Here is an 18,054-nt window from a genome sequence, read left to right as displayed (position 1 = left end):
TCAACGGTTGAGAGGTGCAGGTGCGCATTCTTGTGGTGGAGGACGACGACACGATCGGCGGTGCGGTTCGCGACCATATCGCGGCAGGGCCCCATGCCGTGGATTGGATCAGGAACCTGACCGATGCGGAAGAGGTTACCAGCGCCGTGCAATACGGCCTCATCCTGCTGGATCTGCAGCTTCCGGATGGCAGCGGCATCGATTTCTTGAAGCGGCTGCGCCGCAAGCCGGACGAAACGCCCGTCATCATCCTGACAGCTCGAGATCAGATCTCCGACCGCATCGAAGGCCTGAACAGCGGCGCCGACGATTATCTCGTCAAGCCGTTCAACCTCGGCGAATTGACGGCGCGTATCCTGGCGGTCGCCCGGCGTTATGCCGGCAGTCCGCAGCCGACGCTCCGGTTTGACGACCTCGAAATCGACCAGCCGCAACGCCGCGTCAAGCTGGCGGGCAAGGATGTGATCCTGACGGGTCGCGAATGGGCCGTACTCGACCTGCTGATCACGCGGCCGGGCGCCATCGTCTCCAAGGACAAGATAGAGGAAGCGCTCTACGCCTTCGGCTCCGAAATCGAGAGCAACACGGTGGAGGTCTATGTCAGCCGCCTGCGCAAGAAGATCGGCAAGGACCGCATAAGGACGGCCCGCGGCGTCGGCTATTGCCTGGGTGAGCGATGACCGAACACAAGGAGCCCAGCCGTGCCAGCATCACCCGGCGGCTGATCACTGCACTGACCGGCACTGTCGTCGTCTTCTGGTTGATCGCGGTCGGTATCGGTGTCTACGTCGTCAACAAGGAACTCTCGGAAACCTTCGACGGCGCATTGCAGGAAACCGCCGAGCGTCTTTTGCCGCTGGTGCTCGACGATCTCGCCAACCGCGACCATTCCGGCGATCCTCAGAGCCTGGAAGAGCTCAACAAGGGGCTGAACCGTGAATATCTGACCTATCAGGTGCTCGATGGGAACGGCAAGGTCATCCTGCACTCCCACGATGCCCCGGCAACAGCCTATGACGTGCCGCTGAAGATCGGCTTCCACAATACGTCGCGATACCGAATCTACACCGAATCCTCCGCCGACGGCACGATCTTCCTGCACGTCGCCGACGCCTTCAAGAATCGCCGCGAGGCATCGCGCGAAAGCGGCGTCGCCCTGCTCTGGCCGCTGCTGGCCCTCATTCCCGCCAGCATCATCGCCATCGGCGTCATCGTCGGCCGATCGCTACGGCCGATCGACCGTCTGCGCTCGGAGATCGCCACCAAGGATGGCGGCAACATGGCGCCGCTCGTGAGCGAGACGCTGCCGCTCGAGCTGCAGCCGATCGCCCGTTCCGTCAATCTGCTGCTGGAGCGCCTGCGCCTGGCGCTGGAAGCCGAGCGCGAATTCACCGCCAATAGCGCCCATGAGCTGCGCACCCCGATTGCAGGCGCTCTTGCGCAGACCCAGAGGCTGATCGCCGAGCTGCCGCAAGGGCAATTGACGGAACGCGCCGGCCGCATCGAAACGTCGCTCTCCAATCTCGGCCGGCTGGCCGAAAAGCTGCTGCAGCTTTCCCGCGCCCAGGCCGGGATCGGCACGGGTGACAAACCCGCCGATCTCGTGGCCATCATCGAAACCGTCATCGGCGACTACGACCGCGATACCGGCACTGCGGGCCGTGTCCTTCTGGAGAACGAAACGACGGAGAAACTGATCCGCAACGTCGATATCGACGCATTTGCCATCGTGATGCGCAACCTCATTGAAAACGCCTTGATCCACGGCCCGGCCGATGACGAAGTGACCGTCAGCGTCGATGACCGCACCGTCCGCGTGGTCAATGGCGGCGCCGTGCTGTCCGCCCATGATCTCGCCGGCCTGAAGAAGCGTTTCTGGCGCGGCAAGACGAAAGCGGCGGGCTCCGGCCTCGGGCTGTCGATCGTCGAGCGCATCGTCGGCCAGATCGGCGGGCATCTCGATCTACTGTCGCCGGCGACGGGCAGGACCGATGGCTTTGAAGCCAGGATCACCCTGCCGTCTGGCTGATGACGCGCTGGCCGTCAGGGATTGGCCCCGCAGAGGATTGATCTTGCAAAGACCGGCAAAGGGTGCGAGCAAGTGCGCCATGTTTCCAGCAGGTCGGCATTCATGATCGTTTCCTTCGACATTGGCGGCAGCGCCATCAAAGGCGGCATCGCCCGCTCCGTGACGGATATCGTGCCGCTGGCGCGGCGCCCGACGCCCAGGCACGATTTCGCCGAATTCGTCGCTGCCCTGCGCGAAGTGATTGCCGAAGCCGGCGAGACGCCGGATTGCCTCTCCTTCTCCATCGCCGGCGTCGTCGATCCCGATACACAGACACTCACCTGCGCCAATATTCCCTGCATTCACGGCCGGCACCTTGCCGCTGACCTCAAAGCGGAACTCGGCTATCCCGTGCTGATCGCCAACGATGCCGATTGCTTCGCCATGGCCGAGGCCATGTCCGGCGCGGGCCGTGGCCATCGCATCGTCTTCGGCGCCATACTCGGCACCGGCGTCGGCGGCGGCCTTGTCGCCGATGGCCGGCTGGTCAATGCTGCCGGCGGCTTTGCCGGGGAATGGGGCCACGGCCCGATCATCGCGTCCTCAGCCGGCAATCCGCCTGTTGTCATTCCCGCCTATGCCTGCGGCTGCGGCCAGAAGGGCTGCGTCGACACCGTCGGCGGCGCGCGCGGCATCGAACGCCTGCACAAGACGCTTCACGGGCTGGAACTTTCCAGCGAGGAGATCATCGGCCAATGGCTCAAGGGCGGAGACCGCGCGGAACGCACGATCGACGTCATGGTCGACCTGGTCGCCTCGCCGCTCGCCCTCACCGTCAACATAACCGGAGCGACCATCGTGCCTGTTGGTGGCGGCCTCTCCAACGTCGAACCACTCCTGGCAAGGCTGGACGAGGCGGTGCGTGCCCGCATCCTGCGCAAATTCGGCCGGCCGCTCGTCGTGCCGAGCGAGTGCAAACTGGAACCGGGCCTCATCGGCGCCGCCCTGCTGGGCCTGCAGTATGCCGGAGAACGCACTCATGCTGCTTGAGGTCTGCGTCGAGGATATTGCCGGCCTCAAGGCCGCCGTCGAGGGCGGCGGCGATCGCATCGAGCTTTGCAGCGCGCTTCCTCTTGGCGGATTGACGCCGAGTGCCGGGCTGATGGCCGCTGCGGCGAAGATGCCTGTTCCCGCATACGCCATTATCCGCCCGCGTGCCGGCGGCTTCGTCTACTCAGCCGATGAGCTTGATATCATGAAGCAAGACATCGATACGGCGCGAGCTGCCGGCTTGCCCGGTGTGGTGCTCGGTGCCTCCCTGCCCGATGGGCGACTCGATGTTGATACGCTTACGGCTCTCACCGCCCATGCGGAAGGCCTCGGCAAGACGCTGCACCGTGCCTTCGATCTGGTGCCCGACGTGGAGGAAGCCGTCAATGCCGCGATCTCCCTCGGATTCGAGCGCATCCTGACCTCCGGCGGCGCAAAGACCGCGGCGGAAGGGCTCGCCGTGCTCGAACAGGCGATTGCAGCCGCCGCCGGCCGCATCTCCATCATGCCCGGCTCCGGCGTGACGCTGGCGACGGTCGGCCAGTTATGGCCGCGTCTGCAGATCAGCGAGATCCATGCCTCCTGCTCGGCACCCCTCTCCGAGATCGATGAGCGAGCCATCGCCCTCGGCTTTTCGGCGCCATCGGCCCGCCGCACGGATGCCGCCACTGTCAAGGCGCTCAAGGCATATTTCGCCTAGAACAGATTGCACAGGAACGGGCAGCAGCTTTGCGACAAGTGCATCCAAAAGCCGGAAGTCCGGAACACGGAAACGGGCTGCGCAAGATCGCGGTCTGCTTTGAGCAACATCATGAATTGACAAAGAAACATTAGAATGATCAATCGTTCATAAACGCATATGCTGTAGCCATGAACATGGCTGCGCAACATACGGTTATTGCAGCAAGGTAAGTTTCCTCGGGAGTAGCTGTGATCTGAACCATGTCGGTGGCGTCACCTCGCAAGAAAAGCAGGGCTGTCTTTTGGATTGCCGCCGTTGTCATCGGTTCGATCATCCTCGTAACCGCGCTCCTGGCTAACGATATGCGCAATCTGCGGGCGCTGGACGATCGCTATCACTTCAATCTGTTTCTGAAACCGGAACAACACCCCGCAGCACCGACCACGCCCGTGCAGGAACAGCAGCCATCTCATGCAGCCACGCCTCCGGCAGCGGCGCCGAAGACATCAGCCCCGGCAGCCAGCAGCGTCCGCGTCAAACCAGCGACTGTCGCCGCCAAGCCGTCCCCCAAGAAACGATCCCATCTGCTGGACGAGCCTGTCGACGCGCTGCTGAGCGCCTTTGTGCGAAGCTGGCGGATATCGGGCCAGACGCTTTGCGCCGATCTCCAAAAGTTCGGCCTGTCCGTAGGCGAATGGCGGCAAAGCGAGCTGGGCGCCGGCACTTCGGAGTGCAGCTATGCCGTCCAGAAGGGCGCCTATGGCGATCCCAAGGCGGCTTCCTTCTTCATCATCGCCAGGGGCAAACCATCAGGCGAAATCGATACCATCCGCATCAAGGTCATCATGCCTGACAATGACGATGGAAAGGCCGTTGCCGGCACCTTTGTCGATACCGTCGTCCTGTTGCTGAACGAGACCCATTGGCTGGACTTTCAAGCGGCGCTCGAGGCGATCGGCAAATTGCAGGACGTGACGCTGCAAGCTTTCGGCGCCAAGCTTGCCTTTTTCAAGGAATTCCAGAGCGACAACAATTTCAACCTACAGCTGGAATTGCGCAGAACCTCGCCGGAGCAGCTCCGCACCGCGATCGTCTTCGACAAGGCGCGCTGGACATTGCCCTCTCCCCCATCGACCAACTAAACTCCGCAACCCCAACATTCGAGCACTCCGGTTTTTGTTGCGTCGCGCCATGGATGGTGCTCATATAGACGACAATTCCGAAGGTCGGCGGATCACCGGCCGCCAGCATCATGTTTCCCGAGAGCACGAGGCGGTTTCCGAAGGGATTCATGCAAATCGTCAAACGCGCCGGTCCCCCGCCGGACGTTGGAAAGCCATTTCATTTCATGGATTCGATAGATCCCAATCCGCAGGGCCAGACTTTTGCGGTCGAACGCAATCCCCGCCTGCGCTACATCATCCCCGCCGTGGTCGCTGTTGCCTTCCTGATGGAGCAGCTGGATTCGACCATCCTGATTACCGCCGTTCCCGATATCGCCAAGAGCCTCGATACGACGCCGCTTCGCATGAATCTGGCTGTCACGACCTATATTCTGACGCTCGCCATGTTCATTCCGGTGAGTGGATGGTTTGCGGATCGCTTCGGCGCCCGGCGCATCTTCACGCTTTCCCTCTTCATCTTCACCATCGGCTCGATCCTCTGCGGCCTGGCGACCAGCCTGCCGATGCTCATCGCCACGCGCGCGCTGCAGGGCTTTGGCGGCGCCATGATGACGCCGGTCGGGCGCCTCATCCTCATCCGCAGCTTCCCGCGCAGCCAACTCGTGACTGCCATGACCTACATGACCCTGCCAGCCGTCATGGGACCTGTCATCGGGCCGGTGCTCGGCGGCTTCCTGACGACCTATCTGTCCTGGCGCTGGATCTTCTGGGTAAACCTGCCCTTCGGGCTGATCGGCATGGCCATGGCGCTGCGCTATGTCGAGGATACGGAGCGCGACGCGACGATCAAGTTCGATTTTCCCGGCTTCGTCATGGTCGGCCTCGGCTGCGTACTTCTGCAATACGGCATCGAGAATATCGGCCGCCCTGCAATTCCGGTCTGGGCCATCTTCCTCGCGCTTGCCGCCGCCGGCCTGCTGCTGGTCGGCTTCATCCGCTATGCCAGAACAGCGGAATCTCCGGCCGTGGATCTCACCCTCTTCAAGCTGCGCACCTTCCGCATCGGCACGCTTGCAGGCGGCATCTGTCGTGTCGGGCTGAATGGCGTGCCCTTCCTGCTGCCGCTGATGCTGCAGGTCGGCTTCGGCTTGAGCCCGATCGTCTCGGGCACGCTGACCTTCGTCAGCGCCCTGAGCGCGCTTGCCGTGCGGCCGGTCTCGGCAAAACTGCTGAAGCTCTATGGCTTCGATCGCATGCTCACCTGGAGCGCCGTGTTCGGTGCCGCCGTCGTCGCCGGCTTCGCATTGATCACACCCGACACGCCGCGCTGGTTCATCATCATCTATGTTTTCATCTTCGGGCTGGCGCGGGCCGGACAGTTCATGACGTCCAATACGCTGTCCTATTCCGATACTCCGGCGGCACAGCTCAGCCGCGCCACCAGCTTGGGCGGCGTGCTGCAGCAATTGAGCGTCAGCTTCGGCGTCTCCATTGCCGCTATGCTGCTGGGGCTGGTGACCTTGGATGGATCGCCGCTGACGCCGGAGAAATTCCACATTGCATTTTTGCTGATGGCGGTTATCCCGCTGCTCGGCATACCCGGCTTCCTGAAGTTGCAGCCTGAGGATGGCGTGCAGGTGAGCGGCCACCACCGGCTGCCGAAGACATAAAACGGGTATAGAGGTGTTTACGCCGCGAGCGCCGAAGACCGTGGATGCACAAGATGATCGCGCAGCACCGCGCCGGAGCGATCGACCTCCTGCATCAGCACGTCGTAGCTCCAGAGATCGGCCAGATGCTGCAGCACGCGCTTGGCATCCATATCATCGAGCATCGCGCCGTTCAGCACCGTATGCTTGACCAGCAACCGCCTATCGCCGGCAAGATCGACATCGACGATCTCGATATGCGGATCGATCCAGCCGACATCATATTGCCGTGACAGCTCGCGCCGGATACGCCGGTAGCCGCGCTCATCATGAATGGCTGCAACCCTCAGTCCCTCTTCCTCCTCGGGATCATCCGTCAGCTGGAACATGCGCATCTTGCGCATCAGGTGCGGGCTTAAGAACTGCGCCACGAAACTCTCGTCGCGATAATTGGCCCAGAGATCGCGCAGCACCGCCATGGCATCGCCGGTGCCGGCGATCTCGGGGAACCACTGGCGATCCTCCTCCTCCGGCTTCGTCACGATGCGCTCGATATCCTGCATCATGGCAAAACCGATCGCGTAAGGGTTGAGGCCGGAATAGCGCGGATCGTTGAAGGTCGGCTGGAAAACCACGTTGGTATGCGATTTCAGGAATTCCAGAAAATCGCCATCGCCGATGCCGCCAAGCTCGTGCAGCCGCGTCATGATGCGATAGTGCACATAGGTCGCAGTGCCCTCGTTCATCACCTTGGTCTGGCTCTGCGGATAGAAATACTGTGCCACATGCCGCACGATGCGGATGATCTCGCGCTGCCAGGGCTTTAGGCGCGGCGCCATCTTTTCCAGGAAATAGAGGATGTTCTCCTGCGGCAGACCGGCCAGCGCACGCCGGCGCTCCAGATCGAGATCGTGGGTCTTCTTGCCCGGCCCGCTAGGAACCGTGCGCCAGAGATCGTTGAAGATCTTCTCGTCATATTCGCGCCGCTCGCGCTCGCGCTTCTCTTCGTCGCGCAAGTCCGGCGTCTTCTTGCCGGCATAGCGATGCACACCATGCGACATCAGCGCATGGGCGGCGTCCAACGTGCGCTCGACGGCAGCATGGCCATAGCGCTCCTCGCAGCGCGCGATATAGCTCTTGGCGAAGTTAAGATAGTCGAGAATGCCTTCGGCATCGGTCCAGAGCTTGAAGAGATAATTGTTCTTGAAAAAGTGATTATGGCCGAAGGCGGCATGCGCGATAACGAGCGCCTGCATCGTCGCGCTATTCTCCTCCATCAGATAGGAGATGCAGGGCGAACTGTTGATGACGATCTCATAGGCGAGCCCGCGCAGGCCCTTACGGTAAAAGGCCTCGTGATGGGCGAAATGCTTGCCGAAGGACCAATGCTTGTAAAAGAGCGGCATGCCGATCGAAGAATAGACGTCGAGCATCTGCTCGGCGGTAATGATCTCGATCTGATTGGGGTAAACATCGAGCCCGAGCTCATCGACGGCGATCTTCTCGCAGGCATCGTGAATTCGCTGGATGGTGGCGAAATCCCAGTCCGCGCCTTCGAAAAGCCGCTCCATCGATGCCTTCTTTGCCATTATCCGCTCCTTGTTTCCGCCGTCCGGCGCTGGAAGAGATCGTGGAAGACCGGATAGATCTGGCTGCGATCGCTGACACGCCGCATGGAAAGCACCGGCCACCCCGCCTGCATCCGCTCGTAAAGCGACCAGATCGCCGAGCCGGACGAGATCGCGACGCTGCGTGATTCCCCCACTTCGAGATAAGCGAAATATTGGCAGACGGGCAGGATCTCGCTCGTCATCAGCGCCGCCGTCGTCGCATTGTCGGAATAGGCGTTGTCGCCGTCGGACGCCTGTGCCGCGTAGATATTCCAGTCGGAAGCAGGGAAACGATCACGCACGATCCGCCGCATGGCCTCGAGAGCGCTCGAAACCTGCGTGCCGCCCGTTGCCGGGCTGCGGAAGAAGGTCTCCTCGTCCACCTCTTCCGCTACGTCGGTATGGCGGATGAAGACGATCTCGACGCGGCGGTACTGCCGGGTCAGGAAGATGTAGAGCAGCATGTAGAAACGCTTGGCGAGATCCTTCATGTGCTCCGTCATCGAGCCGGAGACGTCCATCAGGCAGAACATGACGGCTTGCGCCACCGGCTTCGGCTCGTTCTCGAAGCGGCGATAGCGAATATCGATCGGATCGATATAGGGAATGCGCCGGACCTTCGATTCCAGTCTTTTGATTTCGTCTTCGAGTTGTGCTCGGCGCTTCTCGTCCGTGCACTCCTCAGCCTCCTCGATGAGCTTTTCGACCGTTTCCGGCTTCGGGCGATGCAGCGCGACGCGACGCATCATGGCAAGCCGCATCGTGCGATTGATGGCAAGATTGGCGGGCGATCCCGTCACCGAATAGCCCGAGCGCACCGGGTTGATCTGCTCCGCCGACATCAGGCGGCGCTTGGCAAGATCGGGCAATTCGAGATCGTCGAGGAAGAGATCGAGGAATTCGTCCCGCGTTAGGATGAAGCGGAAGGCATCCTCGCCGGTTCCATCGCCGCCGGCCCGCGACTTGCCGCCACCGCCCTCAGGGCGGGGAAGCATATCGCCTTCGATGAAGTCCTTGTTGCCGGGAAGAATATGTTCCTTCAGGCCCTCTGGGCCGCGATGGAACCGAGGTTCCTCGGTTCCATCCAGGGGAATGCTGATTTCGCCACCCTTCAGAATGTCCTGAATGTCGCGATTTTGAGAGGATTCATAGACCGCTCTCTGCACCAGCGCTTTTGCTCTTCGCAAAAATCGTTGACGATTTTCCAGACTTTTTCCGCCTGGGTTCAGGCGTCTGTCAACAATGTGCATTCCTTCTTCCTTGGTGGCTCATCCCGCCTGTTTCACACGCATGTACCATTCCACAAGCCGCCGGACTTGCCGTTCGGTGTAACCCCGCGCGACCATCCGCTCGACGAATTCGCCATGTTTCTTCTCCGTCTCGCCATCCTTCTTGGAGCCGAACGAGATGACGGGCAGAAGGTCCTCCACTTGAGAGAACATCCGTTTTTCGATGACTTCACGGATCTTCTCGTAGCTGGTCCAGGACGGATTCTTGCCGCCGTGGCTCGCTCGTGCCCGCAGGCAGAACTTGACCACCTCGTTGCGGAAGTCCTTCGGATTGGCGATGCCTGCCGGCTTTTCGATCTTGGTGAGCTCCTGGTTCAGAAGCTCGCGATCGAGAAGCTGGCCGGTATCCGGATCTTTGAAATCGACATCCTCGATCCACGCGTCCGCATAGTCGACATAGCGATCGAAGAGGTTCTGACCGTAATCCGCATAGGATTCCAGATAGGCCTTCTGGATCTCGTTGCCGATGAACTCCGCATAGCGCGGTGCCAGTTCGCTCTTGATAAACTCAATATAGAGCTTCTCGGTTTCAAGCGGCAGCTGTTCGCGGCGGATTGACTGCTCCAGCATGTACATCAGATGTACCGGATCGGCACCGACTTCTGTCGTATCGTAGTTGAAGGTTGCCGCCAGCACTTTGAAGGCAAAACGGGTGGAGGCCCCATCCATGCCCTCGTCGACACCGGCCGAATCACGATATTCCTGTACGCTACGCGCTCTCGGATCGGTCTCCTTCAGGCTCTCGCCGTCGTAGACCCGAAGCTTGGAGAAGGCGGTCGAATTTTCGTGCTTGGAAAGCCGCGTCAGAACCGTGAAGCGGGCGAGCGTCTCCAGGGTCGACGGCGCGCAGGGCGCGTCGCTGAGCTCGGATTCCTCGATCAGCTTCTCATAGATCTTCTGCTCTTCGGTGACCCGTAGGCAATAAGGCACTTTCACCACGCAGATACGGTCGATGAACGCTTCATTGTTTTTGTTGGCCTTGAATGTCTGCCATTCCGACTCGTTTGAGTGTGCCAGAATGATGCCGGAGAAAGGTATCGCACCGATATTTTCCGTACCGATGTAATTGCCTTCCTGCGTCGCCGTCAGCAACGGGTGCAGCATCTTGATCGGCGCCTTGAACATTTCGACGAATTCGAGGATGCCCTGGTTGGCACGGTTCAATGCCCCAGAGTAGCTGTAGGCATCCGGGTCGTTCTGCGCGAGACTTTCGAGCTTGCGGATATCCACCTTGCCGACCAGCGAGGAGATGTCCTGATTGTTCTCGTCACCCGGCTCCGTCTTGGCGACGGCGATTTGCCGCAGCCTCGAGGGCTGCATCCTGACGACGCGGAAGCGGGAAATATCGCCTTCGAACTCTTCCAGCCGCTTCAGGCACCAGGGGCTCATCAGCCCGGTCAGACGACGGCGCGGAATGCCATAGCGCTCCTCGATCATCGGCCCCATGGTGACAGGATCGAACAGGCTGAGCGGGCTTTCGAAGACTGGGCTCAGCTCGTTACCGGCCTTGAGGACATAGATGGGATGAACTTCCATCAATGATTTCAGCCGCTCGGCGAGCGATGACTTGCCGCCGCCGACGGGCCCGAGCAGATAGAGGATCTGCTTGCGCTCCTCCAGCCCCTGGGCCGCATGGCGGAAGAAGGCGACGATGCGTTCGATCGTCTCTTCCATGCCGAAAAAGCCCGAAAAAGCCGGATAAGTCCGGATGGTCCGGTTCATGAAGATACGCCCAAGCCTTGTATCCTTGGCCGTATCGATCAGCAGTGGTTCGCCCATGGCTGCCAGCAGCCGCTCAGCCGCATTTGCGTACATGAGCGGATCATCCCGGCACGCTTCCAGGTATTCTGAGAATGACATCTCGACTTCGCGCCGTGCTTCAAAAGTACGGGCGAACGTGTTGAACAGAACATCGTTGTTTAACATGGCGCCTCGGTAGCTTGCTATTGCAATTAACGCCGGCTTTTACGAGATCACTTTATCCCGCTGTATCTAAAGTGCGGTATGATCCGCTTCGAATCAATAGGTGATCTGTCAATAATTCGTACGCTTGATTCCAAATGTCATCAATATCTTGATGGGGTCATGCACCGAATTAATGAAACGCAACTATAGGATTGTTGCGATCATACACCACACGCATCTGGATATGCAACCATGGTCGACGCATCGGCCGCGTATTCTTGCAAATACACGATCTCGGCGAAGAATTGGTCGAAGCCAGCGTCAGGCTTCATTGTCCGCATGATTGGGGAGAAAAGATGGTGCCCAGAGCCGGAATCGAACCAGCGACACGCGGATTTTCAATCCGCTGCTCTACCAACTGAGCTATCTGGGCATCCGTGCTTCGCGTCGAGAGAAGAGCCTTGAGGGGCGCTGGGCGGTTGGTTCGCCCCGGAAGCGAGCGGGGTTATAGCATCTTGTTCGGCCATGTCCAGCCGCAAATGACTCTTTTTTGACAGGAAATCGAATTTTGCCAATTCGCGAACAAAATGAAGAGGTTCGCAACATCGAACCTCTTTGGAAAACTGCGTTCAGTCCTGATCGGAGCCGTCGGCCTTCGTCTCGTCCTCGGTGACGGGAATGGCATAGGAGCCATTGAGCCACCGCGAGAGATCGACGGAGCGGCAGCGATCCGAGCAGAAGGGATAATGCTCACGCAGTGAAGGGCGGCCGCATTCCGGACAGGGACGCGTCTTTCGCAGCGGCTCGACTTTCGAACCGACCTTGATCTCTTCAGCCTTCGTCATGACGACTATCCTTCCTGCCATCCGGCGTGGACATCGAATCCCTCGCCTGCCAGCAGCAGCATGGTTTCATAAAGCGGCAATCCGACGACATTGGTGTAGGAACCGACAAGTTTCTGCACGAAGGAACCGGCAAGCCCCTGAATGCCGTAGGCTCCCGCCTTGCCGCGCCACTGGCCGGAGGCAAGATACATGTCGATATCGCGGCTCGAAAGCCGCTTGAAACGCACCTTGGTTTCCACCACCTTCTGGCGCGCCTTCCGGTCCGGCGTGATCAGGCAGATGCCGGTATAGACGACATGGCCGCGACCGGAGAGCAGATGCAGGGCCGCAGCCGCTTCATCGACGAATTCCGCCTTCGGCAGGATGCGCCGCCCGACGGCGACGACCGTGTCGGCCGAAAGGATATAGCTCCCCTGCCAGGCGGCATCGCTCTTGATGGCGGCAAAGGCGGCATCGCCCTTCTCCGCCGAAAGCCGGCGCGCCAGCGAGCGTGGATGCTCCGATTTCTTCGGCGCCTCGTCGATGTCCATCGGCATGAGACGCGCGGGCTCGATGCCTGACTGATGCAGGAGCTCGACGCGACGCGGCGATCCGGAGGCCAGTATCAGCTTGTGTTTCAACGCCATCAGATCTCGACCTGTCATGCGGGAATGAGAGCCGGCTCCGGAGCGTGATGCCGAAAATGTCGGCGGCATCCGGCTCCAGCGAGCGGCGGACTACTTGAAACGGTAGGTGATGCGGCCCTTGGTCAGGTCGTAAGGGGTCATTTCCACCAGCACCTTGTCGCCCGCCAGAACGCGGATGCGGTTCTTGCGCATGCGGCCCGCGGTGTGGGCGATGATCTCGTGCTCGTTTTCCAGCTTCACGCGAAAGGTCGCGTTCGGCAGGAGTTCGGTGACGACACCGGGAAATTCGAGGACTTCTTCTTTCGGCATTAAAGCTTCTTTTCCTGTCGGTTGGGGCCGGCGTTCCTGTTAAAAAGGCTGGGTCGCCGGAAATTTGCGCGGAAACTACACAATCGCCGCGGTTTTGTGAACCACGTTGATAAGGGTTTCTGCATTTGTTTCATTTGCAGCTCTAAAGCGAGCCGCGATGTTCCACAAGCCTGCTCTCGATCAGGCCGAGAAGATAGTCCCTCACCCCGCGATAGGCATCCAGAACCTGATCGCGTGTTCCGTCCGTCGCGGAAGGGTCCATCGTCGGCCAATAGATGACGTCAATCGCATTGGCCCGCGTCAATTCCAGCGCGGCGTGATGCGCTTCAGGAGAGAGCGTGATGATGATATCGAAGAAATCATCTTCCAGCTCCTCCAAGGTCTGCGGCTGTCGCCGGCCGAGCGAGAGCCCCATCTCGGAAAGCACGACATCGACGAAGGGATTGCGCTCGCCGGCGCGCACCCCCGCCGAGGCGATATAGGTGCCCTGCGGCAGCATCTGCCGAGCGATCGCTTCGGCCATCGGCGAACGAATGGTATTCAGGCCGCACATGAAGAGGATGGCGCTGGGGGATTTGCCCCCGGACGACCTACCATTGTGCTCGATCGCCTGCGGCTCGTCCATGGCAGTCACCCGCGCCAGTAGAGCACGCAGACGAGCGTGAAGAGCCGCCGCGCCGTATCGAAATCCACGCTGATCTTGCCGTTCAGCCGGTCCATCAGCGTCTGGGAGCCTTCGTTGTGGATGCCGCGCCGGCCCATGTCGATCGCCTCGATGCGGCTTGGCGTGGCGGAGCGGATCGCCTCGTAATAGCTCTCGCAGATCATGAAGTAATCCTTCACGATCCGGCGAAACGGGGTGAGCGACAGGATATGGGTGGCGACAACCCCGCCATCTTCCATGCGGATGTCGAAGACCAGCTTCTGCTCGACCAGCGACAGGTTCAGCAGATAAGGCCCGCCCTCATGCCCGACGGGCGCGAAGCTGTTTTCCTCGATCAGGTCGAAAATGGCGACGGCACGCTCATGCTCGACATCGGGCGTCGAGCGGCCGATCGTGTCGTCCAGGACCACGTCGCTCAGCCGGAAGACGCCCTTTGCCATGCCTTACCCCTCGAGATTGAGGCGAATCGCGACCGACCGCGCATGTGCATCCAGCCCCTCGGAATTGGCAAGCGCGATCGCCGCCGGGCCGAGCGCGCGAAGCTGCTCCGCTCCAAGCCGGAGAATAGAGGTGCGCTTGACGAAATCCAGCACGGAAAGTCCAGAGGAGAAGCGGGCGGAGCGGGCCGTCGGCAGCACATGGTTCGAGCCACCGACATAGTCGCCGATCACTTCGGGCGTATGACGGCCGACGAAGATCGCTCCGGCATTGCGAACACCGGCCAAAAGCGGCTCGGGATCGTCGACCGCCAGCTCCAGATGTTCGGCCGCGATGCGGTTGGCGAGCGGTATCGCCTGCTTCAGATCGGAGACCAGGATGACCGCGCCGAAATCCCGCCAGCTCGCCGCCGCCGTCTGCGAGCGGCTGAGCCGCTTCAGCTGCCGCTCGACCGCCGCTTCCACTGCCCGACCGAATTCGGCATCGTCGGTGATCAGGATCGATTGCGCGCTTTCATCGTGCTCAGCCTGCGCCAGCAGATCGGCGGCGATCCAGTCAGGATCGTTATTCTTGTCGGCGATGACAAGCACTTCCGAGGGGCCGGCGATCATATCGATGCCGACGGTACCGAACACCTGGCGCTTGGCCGCGGCCACATAGGCATTGCCGGGGCCGGTGATCTTGTAGACCGGCTCGATCGTCTCGGTGCCATAGGCAAGGGCCGCGATCGCCTGCGCGCCGCCGATGCGATAGATCTCCTCGACGCCGGCCATGCGCGCGGCGGCAAGCACGGCCGGCTTGACGGCGCCGCCGGTCGCCGGCACGGCGATGACGATGCGATCGACGCCGGCGACCTTGGCCGGAACGGCATTCATCAGCACCGAGCTCGGATAGCTCGCCGTGCCGCCGGGCACATAGAGGCCGACCGCTTCGATCGCCGTCCAGCGCGAGCCGAGACCGACACCGAGATCGTCCTCATAGATATCGTCCTTCGGCAGCTGCCGGCGGTGATGCGATTCGATGCGGGTGGCAGCGACCTTCAGCGCGCCAAGGACCTCAGCCGGAACGGCCTCGATCGCGGCATCGATCTCCGCTTCGCTGACACGCATCGGCGTTACGGCAAAATCGACGCCGTCGAACTTCTTGGAATAGTCTGCAAGGGCAGCATCGCCGCGCGTCCGCACATCGTCGATGATGCCGCGCACCACGGTATTCACATCCTCGGACACTTCCCGCTTGGTCGTCAGGAATGCGGCGAACTGCTGCTCGAACCCTTCCGACGCCTGATCCAGCCAGATAGCCAAACTGATATTCCTCTTTCACTGCGGCCGCCTGCGGCGGCAAAAATCCAACCGTCGCTGCCTATTCGCCCGCGTCGGGATGCCGAGGCTTATGGGCCGTTTCCCATGCCCCGCCGATATCCGCAAGCTGGGCCTCGATGCATTCGACATCGAGCGCGATCGTGGCGTTGGCGGCAAGGGCAAGCTCTATCGTGCCGTCAGGCCCCTCGCCCTTCTGCTCGAAGCGGATGGCAAGCAGCGACAACACTTCGTCGCGGTTGCGCCGGTCGAAGCCGCTGGAGCGCACGGCCTGTACGCGCTTGAACACCAGCGCGGAACGATGGCGTTCGTAAGGCTTGCTGCGCTGGTCCGATTGTTCCCAGACGAAACGATTGGCCGCGAGCGAAAACTGCTCCTGCTTCGGCGCATAGGACATGTCGCCGACCTTGAAGACGCTATCCTGCATATAGGCAGAGATGACATCCAGGTCTCCGGTGTCGAGTGCCATTAGCTTGAGATCGCTCATTCGTCCTTTATCCCTAATCGCGCCATCAGGACACCCGGCAAGTACGATTGCCGAGGTTTCTCTATTCTGGACATAAAATGCGAGCGCAAAAGACGCAACCGAAGAAAGCGGGCTTGCCGGCTCTCTTCGCGCCGACGGATGGAAATAAGCTCGATCATCCAAAATGCTGTCGCGCTTTTGCGACAGCGGAATACAGAAAACCGGAAAGCTGCTCGGGGGGAGGACAATCGCATATGAACGGAAGTCGCCGCCACCCCTTCTCCCCAGCGGGGAGAAGGAATTTGCCGCGCCGATTTGCCCATATGCGATTGCTCGGGGGAAAGCGCGATAGGGCTTAGTCGCTGATGCGCTCGACGACGGCGCCGCAGCGCGTCAGCTTGTCTTCCAGTCGCTCGAAGCCGCGATCGAGGTGATAGATGCGCGACACCAGCGTCTCGCCTTCGGCGGCAAGGCCGGCAATGACGAGCGAGACGGAAGCGCGAAGGTCGGTCGCCATGACAGGCGCGCCCTTCAGCTTCTGCACGCCTTCGACGCGGGCCGTCTGACCGGAAAGCGAGATTTTGGCACCGAGGCGGGCAAGCTCCTGCACATGCATGAAGCGGTTTTCGAAGATGGTCTCGGTGATGTTCGAGACGCCCGAGGAGCGGGTCATCAGCGCCATGAACTGCGCCTGCAGGTCGGTCGGGAAGCCGGGGAACGGATCGGTGACGACGTCGACCGGCTGGATGCCGCCGCCATTGCGCATGACGCGGATGCCGTTGTTGGTCGGCGAAACCACGGCACCGGCGCGGCGCAGGCTTTCGAGCGCGGTGTCGAGCAGCGCCACATCGGTATTCTCAAGCGTGACGTCGCCACCGGCCATGGCGACGGCCATGGCATAGGTGCCGGTCTCGATACGGTCGGGCAGCACGCGGTGACGGGCGCCGGAGAGCGAGGTGACGCCTTCGATGGTGATCGTGCTGGTGCCGGCGCCGGAAATCTTGGCGCCCATGGCGATCAGGCAATTGGCGAGATCGACGATTTCGGGCTCGCGGGCGGCATTGCCGATGATCGTGGTGCCGCGGGCAAGCGTGGCGGCCATCATCATCACATGCGTCGCGCCAACGGAAACCTTCGGGAAGTCATAACGCGCACCGATGAGGCCGCCCTTCGGCGCGGTGGCATTGATATAGCCGCCATCGATTTCCATGGTGGCGCCGAGCGCCTGCAAGCCCTCAATGAAGAGATCGACCGGACGTGTGCCGATGGCGCAGCCGCCCGGCAGCGACACGCGCGCCTGCCCCTCGCGGGCGAGCAGCGGCCCGATGACCCAGAAGCTCGCGCGCATCTTGGCGACGAGCTCATAAGGTGCAGTCGTATCGACGATGGTGCGGCAGGTGAAATGGATCGTGCGGGAATAGCCGTCTTCCTGGCGCTCGCGCCGGCCGTTGACGGCGACATCGACGCCGTGATTGCCGAGAATGCGCATCAGGAGCTCGACATCGGCGAGATGCGGCACGTTTTCGAGGGTCAGGGTATCGCTTGTCAGAAGCGAGGCGATCATCAGCGGCAGGGCGGCATTCTTGGCGCCGGAGATCGGAATGATACCGTTGAGCTCATTGCCGCCGACAATCCTGATACGATCCATATAAGCAATACGGGCGAGGCCCGCCTTTCCTGATAGTTCCGGGCGCCTTTGAGTGCGGGCGCCAGGTTTCGTGCACCTGGTAAAAGGCGCTCTTTAGACGAAATAGATTAACGCATCAATTCGTTTGATGATGGGCGACATCAATCATTGCGATTCGTCCCTTTTTGCGGCGGAATCGGCATTATCCCCAGCCTTTGCCGCCGGCAGCCCATCCGTCTCGTCGGCCTGACCGGCGCGCCGCGCCCGCACCTGCTGCTTGCGCCGCGCCAGGTTCTCGCGCAGCTTCTGCGCCGCACGCTCGCGCCGCCGATCCGCCTCCGTGACCTGCTTGCCGCCCACGGTCTCGCCTGCCTCGCCGGAGGCCGAACCACCCTGCAAAGCCTGCCCTTCATCGTTTTTCGTCTTGTCCGCACCCATGGCTT

At 61.2% G+C, this 18,054-nt stretch carries 18 protein-coding genes and 1 tRNA gene; 6 read left to right on the top strand and 13 right to left on the bottom strand.

Features of this window, described 5'->3' with window-relative positions:
- Nucleotides 1–20 precede the first annotated feature (20 nt).
- From PH562_RS23315 to PH562_RS23290, 6 genes are all read left to right on the top strand, one after another.
- The gene (locus PH562_RS23315) at nt 21–680 is read left to right on the top strand and encodes a response regulator (RefSeq protein ID WP_285176016.1); all 660 of its coding nucleotides are present in this window, start codon (nt 21–23) and stop codon (nt 678–680) included.
- On the top strand, nt 677–2,029 hold the full coding sequence (locus tag PH562_RS23310) for an ATP-binding protein (RefSeq protein WP_285176015.1): 1,353 nt from the start codon (nt 677–679) through the stop codon (nt 2,027–2,029). The genes PH562_RS23315 and PH562_RS23310 overlap by 4 nt, the downstream gene beginning before the upstream one ends.
- A 102-nt stretch (nt 2,030–2,131) precedes the next feature.
- Nucleotides 2,132–3,058: an ROK family protein gene (locus PH562_RS23305; RefSeq protein WP_285176012.1), complete on the top strand. Its 927-nt coding sequence runs from the start codon at nt 2,132–2,134 to the stop codon at nt 3,056–3,058.
- Nucleotides 3,048–3,758, top strand: coding sequence for a copper homeostasis protein CutC (locus PH562_RS23300; protein ID WP_285176010.1), 711 nt, complete (start codon nt 3,048–3,050; stop codon nt 3,756–3,758). Before PH562_RS23305 ends, PH562_RS23300 begins: the two co-directional genes overlap by 11 nt.
- 242 nt (nt 3,759–4,000) lie before the next feature.
- On the top strand, nt 4,001–4,882 hold the full coding sequence (locus tag PH562_RS23295; protein WP_285176008.1) for a DUF6030 family protein: 882 nt from the start codon (nt 4,001–4,003) through the stop codon (nt 4,880–4,882).
- A 206-nt stretch (nt 4,883–5,088) separates the two neighbouring features.
- Nucleotides 5,089–6,534 (top strand): DHA2 family efflux MFS transporter permease subunit, encoded by a 1,446-nt coding sequence (locus tag PH562_RS23290; RefSeq protein WP_285176072.1) that lies wholly within the window; start codon nt 5,089–5,091, stop codon nt 6,532–6,534.
- A 17-nt stretch (nt 6,535–6,551) separates the two neighbouring features.
- Here PH562_RS23290 and PH562_RS23285 read toward each other — a convergent pair whose 3' ends face one another.
- The 13 genes from PH562_RS23285 to PH562_RS23225 form a co-directional block, all read right to left on the bottom strand.
- Nucleotides 6,552–8,102 carry a SpoVR family protein gene (locus PH562_RS23285; RefSeq protein ID WP_113230879.1) on the bottom strand — a complete coding sequence of 517 codons (1,551 nt, stop codon included), beginning with the start codon at nt 8,100–8,102 and terminating at the stop codon, nt 6,552–6,554.
- Nucleotides 8,102–9,373: a YeaH/YhbH family protein gene (locus tag PH562_RS23280; protein WP_285176006.1), complete on the bottom strand. Its 1,272-nt coding sequence runs from the start codon at nt 9,371–9,373 to the stop codon at nt 8,102–8,104. Before PH562_RS23280 ends, PH562_RS23285 begins: the two co-directional genes overlap by 1 nt.
- An 18-nt stretch (nt 9,374–9,391) precedes the next feature.
- Nucleotides 9,392–11,338: a PrkA family serine protein kinase gene (locus tag PH562_RS23275; protein ID WP_113230881.1), complete on the bottom strand. Its 1,947-nt coding sequence runs from the start codon at nt 11,336–11,338 to the stop codon at nt 9,392–9,394.
- Nucleotides 11,339–11,674: 336 nt separating this feature from the next.
- Nucleotides 11,675–11,750 (bottom strand) — tRNA-Phe (locus tag PH562_RS23270).
- 196 nt (nt 11,751–11,946) lie between these two features.
- On the bottom strand, nt 11,947–12,162 hold the full coding sequence (yacG, locus tag PH562_RS23265) for a DNA gyrase inhibitor YacG (RefSeq protein ID WP_075851761.1): 216 nt from the start codon (nt 12,160–12,162) through the stop codon (nt 11,947–11,949).
- Nucleotides 12,163–12,167: 5 nt separating this feature from the next.
- Entirely contained in the window at nt 12,168–12,788 is a 621-nt protein-coding gene (locus PH562_RS23260) for a Maf-like protein (protein ID WP_113230882.1), read from the bottom strand.
- A 90-nt stretch (nt 12,789–12,878) separates the two neighbouring features.
- The gene (gene infA, locus PH562_RS23255) at nt 12,879–13,097 is read right to left on the bottom strand and encodes a translation initiation factor IF-1 (RefSeq protein WP_004117876.1); all 219 of its coding nucleotides are present in this window, start codon (nt 13,095–13,097) and stop codon (nt 12,879–12,881) included.
- A 142-nt stretch (nt 13,098–13,239) separates the two neighbouring features.
- Complete coding sequence (locus tag PH562_RS23250) at nt 13,240–13,722, bottom strand: arsenate-mycothiol transferase ArsC (protein ID WP_113230883.1); 483 nt, start codon at nt 13,720–13,722, stop codon at nt 13,240–13,242.
- Between the two features lie 5 nt (nt 13,723–13,727).
- Nucleotides 13,728–14,201 (bottom strand): UPF0262 family protein, encoded by a 474-nt coding sequence (locus PH562_RS23245; protein WP_015341224.1) that lies wholly within the window; start codon nt 14,199–14,201, stop codon nt 13,728–13,730.
- A gap of 3 nt (nt 14,202–14,204) precedes the next feature.
- Nucleotides 14,205–15,503, bottom strand: a complete 1,299-nt coding sequence (gene hisD, locus PH562_RS23240) for a histidinol dehydrogenase (RefSeq protein ID WP_285175995.1) — start codon at nt 15,501–15,503, stop codon at nt 14,205–14,207.
- A 58-nt stretch (nt 15,504–15,561) separates the two neighbouring features.
- The gene (locus PH562_RS23235) at nt 15,562–16,005 is read right to left on the bottom strand and encodes a DUF2948 family protein (protein WP_113409086.1); all 444 of its coding nucleotides are present in this window, start codon (nt 16,003–16,005) and stop codon (nt 15,562–15,564) included.
- Nucleotides 16,006–16,339: 334 nt separating this feature from the next.
- Nucleotides 16,340–17,632 (bottom strand): UDP-N-acetylglucosamine 1-carboxyvinyltransferase, encoded by a 1,293-nt coding sequence (gene murA / locus PH562_RS23230; protein ID WP_285175992.1) that lies wholly within the window; start codon nt 17,630–17,632, stop codon nt 16,340–16,342.
- 144 nt (nt 17,633–17,776) lie between these two features.
- A complete protein-coding gene (locus tag PH562_RS23225; protein WP_285175990.1) occupies nt 17,777–18,049 on the bottom strand; it encodes a hypothetical protein in 273 nt (90 codons plus the stop codon).
- Nucleotides 18,050–18,054 lie beyond the last annotated feature (5 nt).

It is taken from the genome of Rhizobium centroccidentale, from assembly GCF_030182565.1.
GTDB lineage: Bacteria > Pseudomonadota > Alphaproteobacteria > Rhizobiales > Rhizobiaceae > Rhizobium.
The sequence above is the reverse complement of the archived record's forward strand: the minus strand, read 5'-3'. Positions and strand labels throughout refer to the sequence as shown.

Bases quoted from the DNA above. Each gene is read 5' to 3' on its own strand.
- PH562_RS23310 (WP_285176015.1), top strand. From the start codon at position 677: ATGACCGAACACAAGGAGCCCAGCCGTGCCAGCATCACCCGGCGGCTG.
- PH562_RS23305 (WP_285176012.1), top strand. From the start codon at position 2,132: ATGATCGTTTCCTTCGACATTGGCGGCAGCGCCATCAAAGGCGGCATC.
- PH562_RS23300 (WP_285176010.1), top strand. From the start codon at position 3,048: ATGCTGCTTGAGGTCTGCGTCGAGGATATTGCCGGCCTCAAGGCCGCC.
- PH562_RS23295 (WP_285176008.1), top strand. From the start codon at position 4,001: ATGTCGGTGGCGTCACCTCGCAAGAAAAGCAGGGCTGTCTTTTGGATT.
- PH562_RS23290 (WP_285176072.1), top strand. From the start codon at position 5,089: ATGGATTCGATAGATCCCAATCCGCAGGGCCAGACTTTTGCGGTCGAA.
- PH562_RS23285 (WP_113230879.1), bottom strand. From the start codon at position 8,102: ATGGCAAAGAAGGCATCGATGGAGCGGCTTTTCGAAGGCGCGGACTGG.
- PH562_RS23280 (WP_285176006.1), bottom strand. From the start codon at position 9,373: ATGCACATTGTTGACAGACGCCTGAACCCAGGCGGAAAAAGTCTGGAA.
- PH562_RS23275 (WP_113230881.1), bottom strand. From the start codon at position 11,338: ATGTTAAACAACGATGTTCTGTTCAACACGTTCGCCCGTACTTTTGAA.
- yacG (WP_075851761.1), bottom strand. From the start codon at position 12,162: ATGACGAAGGCTGAAGAGATCAAGGTCGGTTCGAAAGTCGAGCCGCTG.
- PH562_RS23260 (WP_113230882.1), bottom strand. From the start codon at position 12,788: ATGGCGTTGAAACACAAGCTGATACTGGCCTCCGGATCGCCGCGTCGC.
- infA (WP_004117876.1), bottom strand. From the start codon at position 13,097: ATGCCGAAAGAAGAAGTCCTCGAATTTCCCGGTGTCGTCACCGAACTC.
- PH562_RS23250 (WP_113230883.1), bottom strand. From the start codon at position 13,722: ATGGACGAGCCGCAGGCGATCGAGCACAATGGTAGGTCGTCCGGGGGC.
- PH562_RS23245 (WP_015341224.1), bottom strand. From the start codon at position 14,201: ATGGCAAAGGGCGTCTTCCGGCTGAGCGACGTGGTCCTGGACGACACG.
- PH562_RS23235 (WP_113409086.1), bottom strand. From the start codon at position 16,005: ATGAGCGATCTCAAGCTAATGGCACTCGACACCGGAGACCTGGATGTC.
- murA (WP_285175992.1), bottom strand. From the start codon at position 17,632: ATGGATCGTATCAGGATTGTCGGCGGCAATGAGCTCAACGGTATCATT.
- PH562_RS23225 (WP_285175990.1), bottom strand. From the start codon at position 18,049: ATGGGTGCGGACAAGACGAAAAACGATGAAGGGCAGGCTTTGCAGGGT.